Below are 13,585 nucleotides of genomic sequence, written 5' to 3'. Positions count from 1 at the left end.
TCTCCCTAATTCTCTAGCGTCACATGCTGAGACTTTAAATTTGATTCGGCGCTTTTATCGGCATAGGTATGTTCATCTAAGCTGGCTAGAGAAGATTTCCCATCAATAAGATAAAGCAGAGCCGGCATAAAAATTAAATCGCCCAATAAGGCCAAACTCATAATCATCGCCGAAAAAAGCCCAACGTAGATATAGGACATAAATGACCCTAACAACATCACAGAGAACCCGCAAACCAATATAATAGAAGTTAATATCACGGCTCTGCCAGAGGAATTCATCGCGTACTTTATTGCTGCATCAACCCCTAGCCCACGCTTCCGCATCAATAAATATCGGCTCATCAAATGTATGGAATCATCAACCGCAATGCCGATCGTCATAGCGCCAACAATCATTGTGCCTAAGTCCATGGGTATTCCAGCCAAGGAGACGATCGCGCCGGTTAAAAGTACCGGAACAACACTTGGTATCAAGGCGATTAAACCGTAGGTAAGCGAACGAAACAGTAGTATAAAGCTCACACCAATAGTCAATATCGCGACGCCAAACGACTTAAACATACCATTATTTACATAGTGATTTTGGGCGTTATTCATAACCAAAGTACCGGTAATCACAACATCTAAGTTTGAATAGGAGAGCGCAACCTCATCTCTAATATTATTAAAGAGACGACTTAACTGAGTTTCATCCATATTTACCACCGGCACTCGGATTCGCAAGTTTTGATCGCTAAAATCTTTTAGGTCGGTTAAATCTTCATCTGGCCCAGAATTTTCGTACAGTAGTAACAACTGCGCTGCCATAGCGCGGCTATCTGGGAGCGTAAAATACCTAGGGTCGTCCTCGTGTAATGATTGATTAATCTGTTTGTAAAAATCGAGTATAGAGGTTGGTTTGCCGGTTTCGGGAAAGCTCGCTAACCACTGCTGTAATTGATCCGCCTGCTGCAAGAATTTCGGGTCTTTAATCCCACCCTCTTCACCAGAATTCAAGATAAGATCGACATTACTAATCCCCTTGAATGTACGATTAAAATAATTTAGATCTTTACTCATCGCGCTAGAGGATTTGAAGTAGTTCGCTATGTTAGAGTCGACACGCATCTGCGTAATACCAACAAAACTTGCCACGGCTACAACACAACCTAGGAGTGTAATCATTTTACAATTGCGCTTGATAAAGTTCGGTATACCACCAGTTAACAGCGTTGAAAGCTTATCGCGGCTAGCGGGATCATCGAGAGAAACATGAGCGTCTTCGCCTGAGCTATATTTATTTTTCGAGCGATTCCGACGAGGCAACCAAGGTACAAAACTTAATATTACCGGCAGTACTGTAGCGCTAAGCAAAAAGATTAACATCGGTGCAAGCGCAGCAAGAACCGCAAATTGTCGCACCGGCTTTAATTCAGTTATCGATAGCGCAAGAAATCCTACTGCAGTAGTCACACAAGTAAACAATATCGCAAACAAAAGATCCGTCACGGTTTCGCTAGCGGCTTCCAGCGGCGACTTCCCCGCATAGCGAAACTGAAAAAACTCAACCAGCACATGTACGCTAGCTCCCATGCACAAGATAATAATGGCAGGGATTAACGCTGCATTTACCGCCGTAAAAGGCCACTTTAGTGCGCCCTGAATCCCAGTAATTATCACCAAGGTCACCAAAGTTATTAACAGCGGTACCAGCACTGCAAACATCGACCGAAATACGAGGTAAATGATAACGAACATAACACACCCCGTTAGCGGGTTTAGCCACGCTTTGTCTTGTTCGGTTAGAGTTTCAATACGCTCACCAATAACCGGCACTCCGGAAAAGTGTAAGCGATGCCCTCGCTCCTCGTAACCACGACTCTCAACAAAGCCTCGCAACTCCTGTACAAGCTCAACCTTATGCTGATTTTCGCCAGGCCGATAAATAGTGCGTGCAATTATCTGGGTATGCTTAAAGTCTCTGGTAACGATGTTTTCTAGAGCGATCTGCTCTCGTGCAATAATGTCGCGAGCCGTCAGCAGCTCCGCGGAGGACTGATCCAGTGAATCAATATCCTCAAACAGGTTATCAGTAGCGAGCATTCCGCCGTCGTCGTGAGTGTATTGATACTTACTTATCGAACGAACCTTGGTTATATACCGATGATCCTCGAGAAAACGCGTGATCTCATCAATCATCTGAATGGTATCGGCGGTGAAGATATCGTGATCGTTCGCGCGAGCCTCAATACCAACTAAAAGGTACTCTGGATCGCCAAATAAATCGACCAAACGATCAAAGGCCTCCAGGTTTGGGTCCTGCTCGAGAAAGTAACTTTCGTTAGAGTTGTCGTGATAAAGCTGATGATAACTAAGCGGCGCACTGCAGACGATAACGGCGGCGACAATCAAAATAGCGATACGGTGCCTTAACACCCACTCCGCCCAAGCTCGACTGATTCGTTCCATGTATTTTCTCAGGATAAGGTTTGCTGTACATTATATTTACAATGTACATATCACGAATACAACCCTATATAAACATCGTTTATATAGCAAGAGTCAAAGGAATCAGCTGTCGAACTAAGCCACAATATGTGAGAAATTACACAAATTTAAACGCTGGATTATCTCAGGGACAGCTTTCGATCCAAGCACGGCTAACCAAGATTAGAACCAACAAAATACGCGAGCAACGCCGACCGCCAGAATACATGCTACTAGGACGGGAATCATTTAGTAAATTAAACGGCGACACGACGAGTGAGGACTAGGCAGAGCAGACAGCGGGACGGACCGCTGCGAAAAGGACTTGCAGAAAAGCAACCCACAGCAGATTCCCCAAGTATTATGTATTACGTCGGCTACTGCGGGGTTAACAACATCGTTATTGATAATGAGTGGTCGCCCAAAGGCCAGACATAGCCAATTGCGAAGCATAGGTACCAACAACCTGTCGCTTACGGATGCTATCTAGAAAAATACGGGCGCCATTTTCGGCTGCGCGCCGATTGGCAAAGGGGCCAACTTCTGAACCCTCTCGAGTAGTAAAAAACCAGCCATCACTGGTGCGATAGAAACGATCAAACCGGTACCACACTCGCTCATCTTCGCCATTTCTAAATTCCATAATCGATAAATCCCTAAAACCACGCCATAAATAGTGATGCTGGTCACAGATTCTAGCGCCAAAAACATCAAAGTAAATATCTTTGACGCACATCACACAAAAACCGTACTTCTTGCTTAGCTAGTACGCCGTTTTAGGGTAGGGAAAATGGTTCGAACGATTGAGGCGCGTAGTATCAGATCGACTTTGCGAGTTACCGCAAAGGCCTTTCTGATAGTACGCGAGCTGTTAGTGTTGAAGATGAGTCGTTATGGCGTGGGCTTACGGCTTAACAAATTTTAAGGTCCAGCGATCGGTGTTGCCCGTTACCGACTTGCGGCCGACTTCGTAGCGCAGCTCATCGTCAGCCCGGTAATGTAAGCTGGAATAATCCTGCAATACAAAGCCCGCCGCCTGTATTTCTTTAATGGCCAGCACGGGATCAAAGCGCCGACCATTCTCACCGCTATCGCCCTCCATATGGCGGCGGGTGTGATCTACGACACCGTAAACACCACCGGATTTAAGCGATTTAAAGACCGCATCGTTTACGGTCTTCCGAGCCGCGTCATCTAGGTTATGGTAGTTTCTAAAGGTCAGCACCATATCGACTTTGTTAACACCTAATTCCGCCTTTTCGAGGCTAAATAAATGTTTCCCATCTTGGCGGTAGAGTTTGTGGTTTGGTGCTAATACCTCAACTTTTTCGAAACCGGGCTGCTCGAGCAAGTCGCCCATCCAAGCGGTGCCATAGGCGACGTAAAGCTTGCCTTTGTCGGCCAGTGTAGGGGCCAATAGGCGTGTGTACCATCCACCGCCAGGCACCAACTCAATAACTTTCATATTGTCGCGCAAACCAAAAAACTCAAGCGTTTCTACCGGTTTCCGATTGCCGTCCCTCAGAGCGTCCTTAGCTGGCCGCGAGTCGGCGGAGATAGCAGCTTCCACCTTGGTTTTAACCGCACTGAAATCATCGGCTAAAGCCGCGGTCGCAGTCGCGAGCATACCTACCAATAGCGATGTTTTAAAAAGCTTGGCTATGTGTAAAGTCAAAATATTCATGGAGCCTCCGATCTTTTATTTTTGCGGCGCCAGACAGTCGTAATCTGCATGGCAGGGGATGAAGCGCTGAGTGTAACGACTATTCATTGAACGTAAGGTTGAAGCAGTCAATAATTCGCAGGCTTAGCGACGATGCATAAATGGCGTTAAGCCGTCATTAGTGAACCACAGGATAATTACGCAACGGATCCAAAATAGATTCCTGCCCATTCGTTTTTATCTCTAAAGCCAAGGCCAGCAACTGGCCTAGCTGATTATCTGGGAACCCCTTGGTGGCAAACCAAAGTAGGTAGTCTTCTGGCAGGTCAATAATCACTCGGCCCGCGTACTTACCAAACGGCATAGTCACGTTAGCTAGCTGGATAAGGTGCTTTTTTTCTAACATTATCGCGCCAACCTAATCGCGAAAGTTATTGAACTGGAAGGGTTGCCCCAAATCCGAGCTACGCACCAAAGCCATCACATCTTGCAGCTCATCGCGCTTTTTACCCGTAACCCGTACCTGCTCGCCCTGAATCGCGACCTGAACTTTGAGCTTGCTGTCCTTAATTAGTTTCACAACCTTTTTCGCCATTGGCGCCTCAATACCCTCTAAAAAGGTAATCTTTAAGCTGAAAGTCTTACCCGAATGTACCGGGTCACTTTGTTTCATGGTCTCAGGGTCGACATTTCTCTTGATAAGCTTGTTGCGCAAGATATCCACCATTTGCTGCAACTGAAAATCGCCTTCCGCAGCCACTGTGGTTTCCGTTGTCGTCCATTTGAAACTTGCCTCAACACCGCGAAAGTCAAACCGAGTTTCCAATTCTCGCTGTGCATTTTCGACCGCGTTTCGAACCTCTTGCTGATCGACCTCGGAAACAATATCAAACGATGGCATAGCTATTCCTCCTATAATTTTCGACCCAGATAATCGCTCGAAAACACTCGATCCGACTTTACCAATGTGGCCAAATTGACTTAGCCAGCAAGCGTACCAAAAGCGGTAGCCTTGGGGTAGCCGTTAGGCCTATCTTGTGGCGAAAGCCTTAAATATTCTGATCTAAAAATGAGCAGCTTATTCCGCTTAAACAAATGGGGATAACCCCGACTATATTGCGGCAGCGCAAATAAGACAGTCTCAGCACTTGCAAATCAATGCGATAGCCCCTAATTTAGGTATTGAGACAACAGAAATTGGGAGGGAAAGTAATCATTTACGTGTGCGCGGATCACCTTTGGAGAAAGTCACCTAATGTTAGTTGGCGTCATTACTACCCAATAAAATCAACGCTGCCCAAGTTTCTGCCTTGTACTCGTAACATGCGGTAAATCTAAACAGGAAATCCTATATGCAAATTAATATATCCGGTCACCATCTAGACATAACCGATAGCATTCGCGAATCTGTTACCCATAAGTTCTCCAAAGTCAAAAACCACTACCCGCACATAGACAGCCTTTCCGTCATCCTTACTGTAGAGCGACACGAACAAAAAGTTGAAGCACAAACACAATACCTTGGCGCCGCAGTCTCGGTTCATGCTTCAAATGAAGATCTATACGCCGCGATCTCTGGCAGCGCAAAAAAACTTGAAGCTGCATTGGCTCATCGTAAAGGTTCGGTTAAATCCAACCTACATAGCAAGCCAACGATCGGCGACCCCGCCGCCGTAGATTTGGAAGAGTAAATAGGTCACGCAGAGGTACAGGATCGGCGCTCTCAGGGGCGTCGGTTCCAAACAACTCATTTAAATTCTGCACACTCAAGGCAAGACTATGACCCCTCCAGCAGACTCCCTAAAACCGCTACTAGCTGAACTCAATAAAGCACTAAAACACTCTGATCTCTCCGACCCAGAGACAATTGCGATGCTACGCGGCCTCGATGCTGAAATCGATTCCGTTCTCGCTAATGAATCAAGCGGAGATGACTTGGGAGACATTGTTGCCCAGCTCGAGTCTCGCTTTGCTGTTGAACACCCTATTGCCGCACAAACCCTACGTGAAATTATCGATATCCTCGGCAAGATTGGCATCTAACCGCGACCAACTAAAAGTTGAGTCATTCCTCTCGTCAGGGAACTTTTAGGTGTTTCTGCCGTATAAGTCTCTATACCTATTCAATTGCGAACCCAATTGCAGAGCGCCAACAGTTTGCCCTGCGTAAACGGATTTCCTACGGTGATCGATCGAATAGCTCACGCTAGAGCTCTCAGAACATAACCTATTTAGGAGACGACAGATGGCATCTAAATTCGATCGCAATTATGGGCTGACGGAAAATGATGTTACCGATGAAGCATTATTCAACGCCCGCCGACGATTTCTACGCTCTGGAGCGCTGGGCTCAGCAGTAGCGTTTGCATCGCTACCTTTATGGGCAAACTCGAGTTTAGATAGCCTAGCCGGACGTTTAGGAGCTGCCAAACGTACTCAGGAGATGGATGAAAAGCTCACCAGCTATCAAGATATTACCCAGTACAACAACTTCTATGAACTTGGAACGGCAAAAAGCGATCCACATGAAAATGCCAAAGCATTAAACACCTCAGCTTGGACGGTTAGCGTTGAAGGCGAGTGCGCGAAACCTGGGACATTTACCCTCGAAGACATTTTAAAACCCCATAGTTTTGAAGAGCGAATTTATCGGCTTCGCTGTGTCGAAGCTTGGTCGATGGTAATCCCATGGACCGGTTTCCCTCTCGCAGATCTATTAAAAAGATTTGAACCTACTAGCAAAGCCAAATACGTTGCTTTTGAAACACTCTACGACAAGGCCGCGTTACTGCCTGGTCAAAAACGCCGCACTATTGAGTGGCCTTACCGAGAAGGTTTGCGAATAGACGAAGCCATGCACCCGCTAAGCTTTATTGCAGTGGGCCTCTACGGCAAGCCACTGCCGAACCAGAATGGTGCACCTATGCGCTTGGTGGTACCTTGGAAGTATGGATTCAAAAGTATTAAATCCATCGTAAAAATTCGTTTTTCCGAAACCGAGCCAGAAACCAGCTGGAATATGATTGCACCGCGAGAGTATGGGTTTTACTCCAACGTAAACCCAAATGTTAGCCACCCGCGCTGGAGCCAACAGAGAGAGCGTCGCATTGGTGAACTGTTTAAAGTACCTACAAAATTGTTTAACGGCTATGAAGCAGAAGTCGCTTCACTTTACACGGGAATGGACCTGTCTAAATATTATTAGAACCAAACTTGATAGCGGCAGGGTTACATGAGGTTGTCTAAATTTAGTGCTGTACGGCTATTCGCCTTTGTCGCGATGTTAACGCCCGGCCTTTGGCTAATTCTCAAGTTTATTCAGCAAGATCTCGGTGCAAATCCCGTTGAATTCCTTACCCATCAAACCGGCAAGTGGACACTAATCTTCCTGCTGACAGGGCTAGCTATTTCACCACTTAAAAATATTCTCGGCTGGAAATCTCCAATGAAGTTACGGCGTATGGTGGGGCTATACGCGTTTTTTTACGCGTGCTTACATCTAACCATTTATTGGGTATTCGACCAGTCTCTTTCATTTACCTATGTTTGGGACGATATTCGCAAGCGCCCCTATATCACCATCGGCTTTAGCGCTTGGTTACTTTTAATCCCGCTCGCCATCACATCCGCAAATTATTTCCGCAAACGCATGGGCAAAAATTGGATCCGGCTGCATAAGCTCGCCTATCTCACAGCGCTACTCGGGTTAATACATTACGTCTGGTTAATTCGCGCCGATTACGCCGAAACCTTTATATACGCTGCCGTGCTGTTCTTACTATTAGGCTACCGTTTAATCGGAAGCCCTAAGTTAGAATTTAAGATTCGACGATCACAGGCTTAGCATCTAGTGAATCATCATGGCGACGATGGCCAACAAACAAAATCACAAGACCCGCTACCATACCTGGAGCACCCTCATACAAAGTACTTTGCAATCCCAGCAAGCGCCAGCCAATAGCGACCGACAATCCCGCGACAATCGCGACTAAGGCGACAAAATTACTCTGACGCCAACCAAAACAGCGCGATAGCAGCAGCGGTGCAAACGCACTAGCCAGCCCAGACCAGGCCATTAATACCAAGCTAAACACACTCTGCTGATTTAACAGCGCCCAAGTTGCGGCCAGGATAGCGATTAAAAAAGTGGCAAATTTAATTTTGGCTGGGCTTTTAATATCCCCAGGAAAAATGTCATGAGTGAGTGCAGAAGAACAACTTAATACCAACGAATCGGCGGTCGATAATGTTGCGGCAAAGATCCCCGCGAGCACCAGACCAACCAGTACCGGCGGCAGTAGTTGTAATGCCATCGTCGGCAAGGCTAGCTCAGCATCAAACCCAGCGACATCAGGAAGATAAACTCGAGAAAGCATTCCCACCGCCGTTGCCAGCCCGTAGAAGCTTGTAAACCAAAGGTAGTACCAGATCCGCGCACTACGCATATCGCCAAGATTTTTCAGGGTCATAAAGCGGACCATAATATGCGGCTGACCAATCACAGAAAAACCTGCACACGCCCAGCCCATAATAAACAATAGGCCACCGGCAATTCCAGGCAAGACTAAATCGCTTGGAAAAATATCGAGGTAGCCGTCCACTTCACTCATCGCGTCAACGGCAGATGTAATACCACCAAGCTCAACTACAGCGGTAATCAACAACAAGGCCATCGCTACAATCATCACGCAGGACTGCGCCGCGTCGGTCCAAATAGATGCGCGGATACCGCCGGCAAGACAATAAGAAACAACCAAAACAGTGCCGATCAAAACCCCCGCGTAGGCCGGCCAGTCAAACAAAACCTGCAGCGCCTTACTGCCCGCGACCAACTGAGCACTAGCGTATGCGAGTAAAAACACAAGTGAAATCAGCCCCATCAGAGATTGCGTTTTTGAGGTTTGGCCACCGCTATTACCGTCATCAGTATTAACGTCTGGCTCTTTCTGCCAGCTGCTAATCACCCCAATAAAACTCACCTGATCCAAACTGGCAGTTTGTTTACGTAAGCGATGATGAACGAATGTTGACGCGAGGTAATCACCCAAAATCCAACCAATCATCAACCAGATCGCAGAAAAGCCCGTAGCGTAGGTATAGCCAATAACACCAATAAACATGTAACCACTATTATTCGTGGCAACAGCGGAAAGACCAACCAACATAGGGTTAACAGAACGACTAGCAAGGTAATAATCATCAGCTTGGTGTGTGCTCTTGAAAAAGGAGCTTAAACCGATAGCGGCAAATATACTGAGGAAGACAACGAAGCTGATTAACATAAATTAAAATCCATCAGGCTATTTTTTTTCGGCTAGAAAATTGTCGGCGAACAGCTCGTTAAAACCGGGGCGCTCGCGCAACGATGCCAACGCGGGGTCATTCAGAGCTGCTTCTTTATAGTCTTCAGTACCCTGTAAGGCGCGCTTTAGATAATGCCCAGCTTCCTCATACTTTTCCAAAACGGTGTAAGCACAAGCAAGCTGATAGAACGCATGAGTATTGTCTGCATCTATAGCTAATGCCTGATGACAGAGGTTGGCCGCCCACTGCGGTTCGCCCACCTCAAGGCACGCATCTGCCTTATAGCTTAAAGCCTCACAGTCATCGCCTCGCAATTTCAAAATCTGGTCGTATATAGGAATCTTGTTAGCAGGCAAGTTCTCTTGCCCAGCACGCAACCACAACGACTGCAGTTCTTGTGTCAGCGCGATCTCCTCACGGTTCTCTTCAATACTCAGAGACTTTTGGTTCAACTGGGTTTCGATCGAGCGCAACCGATGTTCGTACTCGGCGACTAACTTTGAAACCTTTTCATCGGCCAGTGTCTCGACTCGATCTTTAATTTCACGAATCGAGGTCCAGCCCACCAAAACCATAATGGTACTTACACCGGCAATCAGATAGAAAAAATAGGTTACGGTGTTAGTTGCATAGGTAACACCGCGATCGACAGAATTTAATTCTCTGTCAACAACCATTTGCACAAGCTCTACGCGTTGCGCGGCGAGGTCTGCACGCACATTACGGAGTTCGTCGAGCACATAGCGCTCTACGAATGGGCTGTACAGCGGCTTATCGAGATTTTCTACGACTTCTGCCGCTTTAATATCCTGACGCTTGGCGGCATCTTGTTCTATCGACTTTGCGCCGTATGCACTTGAATTAAAAAACCCAACCACGATAGCTAAACAAATACTGCACCCATAAACCTTTAGACGGCTAGACATATGGCACTCCCATGATCGTGCACTTCAATTAGCTTTTGGTGCAGAGCCAAAATGGCCTCGTCATAGTCGCCCTCTTCAATGATAAATTGCATATCAACTTGGCGCATCGACTGATGCATCGCCAATACGCTAATTCCTTTTTTTGCCAAGGCGGTAACAGCGTCAGCTAAAATACCCGGGACCTGCATATCGCTACCCATAGCAGAAACAACCGAGACCTTTTTCATATTGATTTCAGCATCTGGAAATTCCTCGCGAAGTATTCGATTAATACGTTTCACGGTTTTCAAGTTTGTTTTCAGATAGTGCGTAATTGTGTTTGCATTGATATCTTTCGCGACTGTCTGAGCGCGATAACGCTTAATCACCCCGATAATCGTGCACTCATACTCGCTCAAATTTCCAACCATATCTTGGTCAAAAACCTCAACGGCATAGACACCATTACAGCCGCCGATAATCTCAACCCGCGGGTGCGAACTAATATATTCGCCCGTAATTAAGGTCCCACCGTGCTCTGGGTCAAACGTATTTTTAACGCGTAACGGAATACTCTTTTGGCGCAAGCCTTTGGCGGCACGAGGATGAATAGCTTCCATACCTAAGTTTGCAAGCTGATCGGCCACATCATAGTTAGTGCGCCCAATCGGCACAGCATTAGCGGCACCAACAATTTTAGGATCGGCACTACTGAGGTGAAATTCCTTGTGAATAATGGCCTCTTTCACCTCTAGCTGCACAGCGATGCGACTAAACGTCATTTCACTGTAGCCGCGGTCAAAGGTGTTCATTAAGCCATGTATGCTATGCGCGTAACCGGTCACAATTGGAACTTCGTTGGCGATATCGACATCAGCAAAACAATAACGAATACGCTCATCGAGATCGAGGTGCTTTTCATCATCCCAGCCGGTCAGATCTACAAACCGCGCATTTACGTCTCGCAACCGCAACAATTCAGCCATATTCCAAGCACTGTGAGCCTCACCTATGCTCGCTAACATTTCACGTACAGTTGCGAGATGATTCTGCAAATCAAAATGTCCATGCTGACAAATTAGCTGTAGATTCGACAAACAATTTTCCGCTTCAACAATTCGCGTACAAATGAAAGTATTCGCACGCCCTAAGCTTTCTGCGCAGGAAAATAATTCAGCGTTAATCGCCAACATATCTGTTTTCAAACTCACTAACGCATCACGCCAACTATTTTCACTCGTGCTGCCAGCAAAAAAAGCAAACACGCCTGGCTGACCAGTCTTTTTATGCTCAAGAAGTTTATCGGTAATACCACCGTAGGCTGACACCACAAATATTCGTCCGCCGGTGTGACCTTGCAATGATGGAGTTGAAATTATATTCGTATAAACAGCCTCAAAATTGGTCATTGATGTTCCACCAATTTTTTCCACTGTTGGCTGACTATCGTTCCGGCTAGATAAAGTCGGTTTCATAGAATTATCATTAAACCTCTGTAATTTCGTCGGCACCACTTAATTCATAAGCGCCCTCAGAATTGTGAACCTCATTACCGGTTAACGGCGGGTTGAAGACACAGGCCATTTTCATCTCTTCATGGGCTCGCAATATATGACGGTCATGTTTATCTAAAACGTACAGCGTACCGGTTTCAATCGGGTACACCTTACCATCATCTAAATTTTCAATTTCACCAGAACCAGCCATGCAGTACACAGACTCGAGATGATTCTGGTAGTGCATTCGAAAATCTGCACCTTTATAAATTGTAGTAACGTGAAATGAAAACCCCATCTGGTCGGACTTAAGCAGCATTCGAACGCTGTTCCAGTTACCGTCTGGAGATTCAATTTTACGGCTGGTATTTTCAGCTTCAGCTAAGTTTCTTACTATCATAGTTAGATCACCATTTTATAAGGAGTAAAGAATTCTTTCTCTTCCGGTATGGTGTTTTCTTTTGCGCACACCTCAGATATGGATTGTTCGACTATATCCATTCCGCGCTTTAAGTTTTCATCGCTAATCGTTAGCGGGCATAAAAATTTAACCACCTGATCGTCCGCGCCACTCGTCTCGATGACTAATCCTCGTTTGAATGATGCTCGGGTAATTTTCCCCGCTATTTCACCATTCACACAGTTAATCCCACGAAACATTCCTCGGCCTCGAGTCGTAAATTGACCATTACCATATTCTTCAGCTATTTTATTTAAGCGCTGCTCAACATAGGCGCCCTTGGCCTTAATAGACTTTGAAAAACTATCGTCGGACCAGTAATGATCAACTGCAGCCTTGGCAGTGACAAATGCTAGGTTATTACCACGGAACGTTCCGTTGTGTTCTCCAGGCTTCCACTGATCTAACTCAGGACGAATCAGAACAACAGCGAAAGGTAAACCGTAGCCGCTGAGTGATTTGGAAAGGGTAACAATATCTGGATAAATACCAGCCTCTTCAAAACTAAAGTAAGTTCCGGTACGACCGCAACCCGCTTGGATATCATCAACGATCAAAAGTACGCCGTGACGCTTACAAACTTTGTCGAGATCGCGCAGCCATTGCAATGAGGCAACGTTAATACCGCCCTCACCCTGTACTGTCTCTACAATTACTGCAGCCACGTTATCAAAGCCGCTACTGGAATCCGACAACACCTTGTCAAGATATTCGGTGGTATCACTATTCTCACCAAGATAACCGTCGTAAGGCATACGGCAGGCGCCACCTAAACTAGTGCCTGCAGCACCTCGGTGATGACTGTTACCTGTTACCGCGAGAGAGCCCAAACTAACACCGTGAAAACCATTGGTAAATGTAACCACATTCTCCTTACCGGTAACGTTGCGTGCGAGCTTTAACGCAGCTTCAACGGCATTACTACCGGTCGGCCCAGTAAACTGCATCATATATTCTAGGTTGCGCGGCTTAAGAATTTTTTCATTAAAACTTTCTAAAAACTCACCTTTTGCTTTGGTATGCAAATCTAAACCATGGGTGATGCCATCGTCCTCGACGTAGGAGATCAACGCCTTTTTGAAGATGTCATTATTATGTCCGTAGTTGAGGGTGCCCGCCCCAGCTAAAAAGTCTAAATATTCGTTTCCTTCTTGATCGTACAGATATTCATTTTTCGCGCGATGGAACACGCGAGGAAAAGCCCGTGCATATGATTGAACTTCAGATTCAATTTCGTCAAAAATTTTCATAATTCCTCCTATCGAGGTTTAAAGCATAAAATGAGTTTG

General features: G+C 46.1%; 14 protein-coding genes. 4 read left to right on the top strand and 10 right to left on the bottom strand.

Going from position 1 to position 13,585, the window contains the following annotated elements:
• Positions 1-5 precede the first annotated feature (5 nt).
• The 5 genes from IDZ20_RS03645 to IDZ20_RS03625 all read right to left on the bottom strand — a co-directional run bounded on the left by IDZ20_RS03645 (position 6) and on the right by IDZ20_RS03625 (position 5,032).
• Positions 6-2,450, bottom strand: a complete 2,445-nt coding sequence (locus IDZ20_RS03645) for an efflux RND transporter permease subunit (RefSeq protein ID WP_188150066.1) — start codon at positions 2,448-2,450, stop codon at positions 6-8.
• A gap of 418 nt (positions 2,451-2,868) precedes the next feature.
• Entirely contained in the window at positions 2,869-3,111 is a 243-nt protein-coding gene (locus IDZ20_RS03640) for a DUF6316 family protein (RefSeq protein ID WP_188150065.1), read from the bottom strand.
• A 261-nt stretch (positions 3,112-3,372) separates the two neighbouring features.
• Complete coding sequence (locus tag IDZ20_RS03635; RefSeq protein ID WP_245792083.1) at positions 3,373-4,152, bottom strand: class I SAM-dependent methyltransferase; 780 nt, start codon at positions 4,150-4,152, stop codon at positions 3,373-3,375.
• 157 nt (positions 4,153-4,309) lie between these two features.
• Positions 4,310-4,537: a DUF3820 family protein gene (locus tag IDZ20_RS03630; protein ID WP_188150064.1), complete on the bottom strand. Its 228-nt coding sequence runs from the start codon at positions 4,535-4,537 to the stop codon at positions 4,310-4,312.
• A gap of 12 nt (positions 4,538-4,549) precedes the next feature.
• The gene (locus tag IDZ20_RS03625) at positions 4,550-5,032 is read right to left on the bottom strand and encodes a YajQ family cyclic di-GMP-binding protein (RefSeq protein ID WP_188150063.1); all 483 of its coding nucleotides are present in this window, start codon (positions 5,030-5,032) and stop codon (positions 4,550-4,552) included.
• A 451-nt stretch (positions 5,033-5,483) separates the two neighbouring features.
• On the opposite strand from IDZ20_RS03625, the gene hpf reads away from it, so the two are divergent.
• The 4 genes from hpf to IDZ20_RS03605 all read left to right on the top strand — a co-directional run bounded on the left by hpf (position 5,484) and on the right by IDZ20_RS03605 (position 7,975).
• The gene (hpf, locus tag IDZ20_RS03620) at positions 5,484-5,822 is read left to right on the top strand and encodes a ribosome hibernation-promoting factor, HPF/YfiA family (protein ID WP_188150062.1); all 339 of its coding nucleotides are present in this window, start codon (positions 5,484-5,486) and stop codon (positions 5,820-5,822) included.
• Between the two features lie 88 nt (positions 5,823-5,910).
• Positions 5,911-6,174: a DUF4404 family protein gene (locus IDZ20_RS03615; RefSeq protein WP_188150061.1), complete on the top strand. Its 264-nt coding sequence runs from the start codon at positions 5,911-5,913 to the stop codon at positions 6,172-6,174.
• Positions 6,175-6,376: 202 nt separating this feature from the next.
• Complete coding sequence (msrP, locus tag IDZ20_RS03610) at positions 6,377-7,336, top strand: protein-methionine-sulfoxide reductase catalytic subunit MsrP (protein ID WP_188150060.1); 960 nt, start codon at positions 6,377-6,379, stop codon at positions 7,334-7,336.
• A gap of 27 nt (positions 7,337-7,363) precedes the next feature.
• Entirely contained in the window at positions 7,364-7,975 is a 612-nt protein-coding gene (locus IDZ20_RS03605; protein WP_245792082.1) for a protein-methionine-sulfoxide reductase heme-binding subunit MsrQ, read from the top strand.
• Here IDZ20_RS03605 and IDZ20_RS03600 read toward each other — a convergent pair.
• The 5 genes from IDZ20_RS03600 to ectB are packed head-to-tail and all read right to left on the bottom strand — an operon-like array spanning position 7,950 to position 13,546.
• Entirely contained in the window at positions 7,950-9,413 is a 1,464-nt protein-coding gene (locus IDZ20_RS03600) for a sodium/proline symporter (RefSeq protein WP_188150059.1), read from the bottom strand. The genes IDZ20_RS03605 and IDZ20_RS03600 overlap by 26 nt on opposite strands.
• Before the next feature lie 18 nt (positions 9,414-9,431).
• Complete coding sequence (locus tag IDZ20_RS03595) at positions 9,432-10,361, bottom strand: TPR end-of-group domain-containing protein (RefSeq protein WP_188150058.1); 930 nt, start codon at positions 10,359-10,361, stop codon at positions 9,432-9,434.
• The gene (locus IDZ20_RS03590; RefSeq protein ID WP_188150057.1) at positions 10,346-11,815 is read right to left on the bottom strand and encodes an aspartate kinase; all 1,470 of its coding nucleotides are present in this window, start codon (positions 11,813-11,815) and stop codon (positions 10,346-10,348) included. Before IDZ20_RS03590 ends, IDZ20_RS03595 begins: the two co-directional genes overlap by 16 nt.
• Positions 11,816-11,825: 10 nt before the next feature.
• Positions 11,826-12,236 carry an ectoine synthase gene (locus IDZ20_RS03585; RefSeq protein ID WP_188150056.1) on the bottom strand — a complete coding sequence of 137 codons (411 nt, stop codon included), beginning with the start codon at positions 12,234-12,236 and terminating at the stop codon, positions 11,826-11,828.
• Between the two features lie 2 nt (positions 12,237-12,238).
• The gene (ectB, locus tag IDZ20_RS03580) at positions 12,239-13,546 is read right to left on the bottom strand and encodes a diaminobutyrate--2-oxoglutarate transaminase (RefSeq protein WP_188150055.1); all 1,308 of its coding nucleotides are present in this window, start codon (positions 13,544-13,546) and stop codon (positions 12,239-12,241) included.
• Between the last annotated feature and the right edge of the window lie 39 nt (positions 13,547-13,585).

This window comes from Teredinibacter waterburyi, from assembly GCF_001922985.1.
Classification (GTDB): domain Bacteria; phylum Pseudomonadota; class Gammaproteobacteria; order Pseudomonadales; family Cellvibrionaceae; genus Teredinibacter; species Teredinibacter waterburyi.
This window is presented reverse-complemented; position numbering and strand designations above follow the sequence as displayed.

Excerpts from the sequence above, each read along its gene's own strand:
- msrP (WP_188150060.1), top strand. The coding sequence starts at position 6,377 with ATGGCATCTAAATTCGATCGCAATTATGGGCTGACGGAAAATGATGTT.
- IDZ20_RS03625 (WP_188150063.1), bottom strand. The coding sequence starts at position 5,032 with ATGCCATCGTTTGATATTGTTTCCGAGGTCGATCAGCAAGAGGTTCGA.
- IDZ20_RS03595 (WP_188150058.1), bottom strand. The coding sequence starts at position 10,361 with ATGTCTAGCCGTCTAAAGGTTTATGGGTGCAGTATTTGTTTAGCTATC.
- IDZ20_RS03600 (WP_188150059.1), bottom strand. The coding sequence starts at position 9,413 with ATGTTAATCAGCTTCGTTGTCTTCCTCAGTATATTTGCCGCTATCGGT.
- IDZ20_RS03630 (WP_188150064.1), bottom strand. The coding sequence starts at position 4,537 with ATGTTAGAAAAAAAGCACCTTATCCAGCTAGCTAACGTGACTATGCCG.
- IDZ20_RS03585 (WP_188150056.1), bottom strand. The coding sequence starts at position 12,236 with ATGATAGTAAGAAACTTAGCTGAAGCTGAAAATACCAGCCGTAAAATT.
- IDZ20_RS03645 (WP_188150066.1), bottom strand. The coding sequence starts at position 2,450 with ATGGAACGAATCAGTCGAGCTTGGGCGGAGTGGGTGTTAAGGCACCGT.
- IDZ20_RS03605 (WP_245792082.1), top strand. The coding sequence starts at position 7,364 with ATGAGGTTGTCTAAATTTAGTGCTGTACGGCTATTCGCCTTTGTCGCG.
- IDZ20_RS03615 (WP_188150061.1), top strand. The coding sequence starts at position 5,911 with ATGACCCCTCCAGCAGACTCCCTAAAACCGCTACTAGCTGAACTCAAT.
- ectB (WP_188150055.1), bottom strand. The coding sequence starts at position 13,546 with ATGAAAATTTTTGACGAAATTGAATCTGAAGTTCAATCATATGCACGG.
- IDZ20_RS03590 (WP_188150057.1), bottom strand. The coding sequence starts at position 11,815 with ATGAAACCGACTTTATCTAGCCGGAACGATAGTCAGCCAACAGTGGAA.
- IDZ20_RS03635 (WP_245792083.1), bottom strand. The coding sequence starts at position 4,152 with ATGAATATTTTGACTTTACACATAGCCAAGCTTTTTAAAACATCGCTA.
- hpf (WP_188150062.1), top strand. The coding sequence starts at position 5,484 with ATGCAAATTAATATATCCGGTCACCATCTAGACATAACCGATAGCATT.
- IDZ20_RS03640 (WP_188150065.1), bottom strand. The coding sequence starts at position 3,111 with ATGGAATTTAGAAATGGCGAAGATGAGCGAGTGTGGTACCGGTTTGAT.